The sequence below is a fragment of the Devosia geojensis genome, from assembly GCF_000969415.1.
Lineage (GTDB): Bacteria > Pseudomonadota > Alphaproteobacteria > Rhizobiales > Devosiaceae > Devosia > Devosia geojensis.
In genome coordinates, this window is the sequence record NZ_JZEX01000175.1 from 1 (window position 1) to 3,003 (window position 3,003).

Consider the following 3,003-nt stretch of genomic DNA (forward strand, 5'->3'; position numbering starts at 1 on the left):
GCCCCCTCCCACAAGGGTAAGGGGGAGAGTGCCAAGCTGCGGTATAAGGGAGGAAACCATGTCCGCACCGATCTACAGCGATCCGATCGAGAACGGGGCGGCCGATCCGACGGTCATCCACCGCGCCGGCACGAACGAGTGGTGGATGTTCTATACCCGCCGCCGCGCCGACTTCGCCTCGGCGGATTACCAGTGGATCCATGGCAGCCCCATCGGCGTCGCCGTCTCGCGCGATGCGGGGCTGACCTGGACCTACAAGGGCACCGTCGCCGGCCTCGACGATCCGGCAGACGAGGGTCTCAACACCCACTGGGCGCCGGAGATCGTCAACATCGGCGGCCTCTACCACATGTTCCTGAGCTACATCACCGGCACCCATCCGGACTGGAACTCGCGCCGCACCATCGTCCACTTCACCAGCCCCGATCTCGAGACCTGGACGCGTGTCGGCCCGTTGCCGCTGCCGTCCGACAACGTCATCGACGCCGCCGTTGCACCATGCCCGGACGGGCTCTACCGCCTCTGGTACAAGGACGAAGCCAAGGGCTCGTGCACCTGGGTGGCGACGAGCCGCGACCTTTATGACTGGCAGGTCGTCGGCGAGGTCATCCCCGGCAAGGATGGCGGCGTCCCGCACGAGGGGCCGAACGTTTTCCCCCTCTGCGGCTATATCTGGATGATCGTCGACGAGTGGCGCGGGCAGGGGGTGTTCCGCTCGACCGACGCGGTCACCTGGGGCCGGCAGGGGCTGATCCTCGATCAACCGGGCGCCGACCGACAAGACAGGCGCTTCGCCCGCCATGCGGATGTGGTGACGCAGGGCGACTGGGCCGCGCTCTACTACTTCACCCACTCCGAATGGGAGGAGACTTCCGGCAACCCGCCGATGACCCCGGCCGAACGGTCAACGGTCATCCACGTCGCGCGGCTGACGGTCGAGGACGGCCGGCTCGTCGCCGAGCGCGATGTCGGCCCGCTGGCGCTCGACCCGGCATTGCAGCGGTTCTGACCAGATCGGAAGTCGCGGCGCATCGCCTCCCTCCCCCTTGAGGGGAGGGAACGAGGGTGGGGGTGAGTCGGTGAGCCACGGAAACTTCCCCCGACCCCTCCTCTCAAGGGGGGGAGCAGACAGGGCTCCCACTTGCGTGCCCTTTGTGGGCAGTATAACTCGCACGACCCCGAGCCAGGAGCCGCCCATGACCGCGACCATGATGACCGAGCAACTGACGCTGCCCGATCAGGCGACGGACGCGGACTGGTGGCGCGGCTCCGTCACCTACCAGATCTATCCGCGCTCCTTCCAGGACCACAACGGCGACGGCGTCGGCGACCTTGCCGGCATCACCAGCCGGCTGGAATACGTCGCCGACCTCGGGGTCGACGCCATCTGGCTCTCGCCGGTCTTCACCTCGCCGATGAAGGATTTCGGCTACGACGTCTCTAACTACCGCGACATCGATCCGATCTTCGGTACGCTGGAAGACTTCGACCGGCTTGTGCAGAAAGCCCATTCCCTGGGCCTCAAGGTGCTGATCGACCAGGTGATCTCCCACACCTCCGACCGGCACGCCTGGTTCGCCGAAAGCCGCCAGTCGCGCACCAATGCGCGGGCCGACTGGTATGTGTGGGCGGACGCCAAGCCGGACGGCACGCCGCCCAACAACTGGCTCTCGATCTTCGGCGGTTCCGCCTGGACGTGGGACAGCCGGCGCATGCAGTACTACATGCACAATTTCCTCGCCTCGCAGCCCGACCTCAACTTCCACAACCCCCAGGTGCAGGAGGCGGTGCTCGGCGAAATGCGCTTCTGGCTCGAGCGCGACGTCGACGGCTTCCGGCTCGATACCGTCAACTTCTACTTCCACTCGACGGGGCTTGAGCCCAACCCCGTGGTCAAGCCCGAGGACTTCAACGCCTCGACGGCGCCGGCGGTCAACCCTTACAACTTCCAGGAGCACCTCTACGACAAGTCGCGGCCCGAGAACCTCGAGTTCCTGAGGCGCCTGCGCGCGCTGGTCGACGAATATCCGGGCAAGACCACGGTCGGCGAGATCGGCGACAGCCAGCACCAGCTCGAGCTCATGGCCAAGTACACCGCCGGCCACGAGCGGCTGCACATGGCCTATACCTTCGATTATCTCGGCGGCGAGTTCTCGGCCGAGCACTTCCGCCGGTCGATCGTCGCCACCGAAACGGCGGCCGCCGATGGGTGGCTCTGCCTCGCCTTCTCCAACCACGACGTGGTGCGCCACGTCAGCCGCTGGGCCGTGCATGGGCAGGAGCAGGCGCTGACCCGCCTCACCGCCATGATGCTGCTGACCATGAAGGGGTCGGTCTGCATCTACCAGGGCGAGGAGCTGGGCCTGACCGAAGCCGAGCTCGCCTTCGAGGACCTCGCCGATCCCTATGGTATCGAGTTCTGGCCCCAGTTCAAGGGCCGCGACGGCTGCCGCACGCCCATGGTCTGGCAGGCGCAGGTGCGCCATGGTGCGTTCTCCACCGCCAACAAGACCTGGCTGCCGGTGCCGATGGATCACCTGACCCGCGCCGTCGACACGCAGGACGGCGTCGAAGGGAGCGTCCTCGAATTCTACCGCGCCATGCTCGCCTTCCGCAAAGCGCACCCGGTGCTGGCCAAGGGCGGCATCCGCATCCTGGAATCCGGCGCGGACGTTCTGGCGTTCACGAGATACGGGCAGGGCGAGGAGTTGCTGTGCGTGTTCAATATGAGCGCGGAAACGGGCGAGTTCGTGCTGCCCGAGGGGATGGCTCCGCAGGCACTGGATGCGCCCGGTGTGGTCGCGGCGCCGGCGGATGGCAGGATCGTGCTGGAGCCGTTCGGCGGGTATGTGGGGAAGGTTGGGTAGTTCGGGGACCGCCGGGACACCTCCCTACCCCTAACCCCTCCCCTCCAGGGGGAGGGGACGCATCGTGCCCCTTGTGCGCCGTCGCTCCAAAGTACGCGGAGCGGTTCCCCTCCCCCTGGAGGGGAGGGGATAGGGG

2 protein-coding genes are annotated in these 3,003 nt (G+C 66.8%); both read left to right on the top strand.

Features of this window, described 5'->3' with window-relative positions; all coding sequences use genetic code 11:
- The first annotated feature begins 58 nt into the window (after nucleotides 1–58).
- Nucleotides 59–1,009: a glycoside hydrolase family protein gene (locus tag VE25_RS19430; protein WP_046110331.1), complete on the top strand. Its 951-nt coding sequence runs from the start codon at nucleotides 59–61 to the stop codon at nucleotides 1,007–1,009.
- A 187-nt stretch (nucleotides 1,010–1,196) separates the two neighbouring features.
- Nucleotides 1,197–2,867 carry a beta-galactosidase BglA gene (gene bglA, locus VE25_RS19435; protein ID WP_244466987.1) on the top strand — a complete coding sequence of 557 codons (1,671 nt, stop codon included), beginning with the start codon at nucleotides 1,197–1,199 and terminating at the stop codon, nucleotides 2,865–2,867.
- The last annotated feature ends 136 nt before the right edge of the window (nucleotides 2,868–3,003 follow it).

Excerpts from the sequence above, each read along its gene's own strand:
- VE25_RS19430 (WP_046110331.1), top strand. The coding sequence starts at position 59 with ATGTCCGCACCGATCTACAGCGATCCGATCGAGAACGGGGCGGCCGAT.
- bglA (WP_244466987.1), top strand. The coding sequence starts at position 1,197 with ATGACCGCGACCATGATGACCGAGCAACTGACGCTGCCCGATCAGGCG.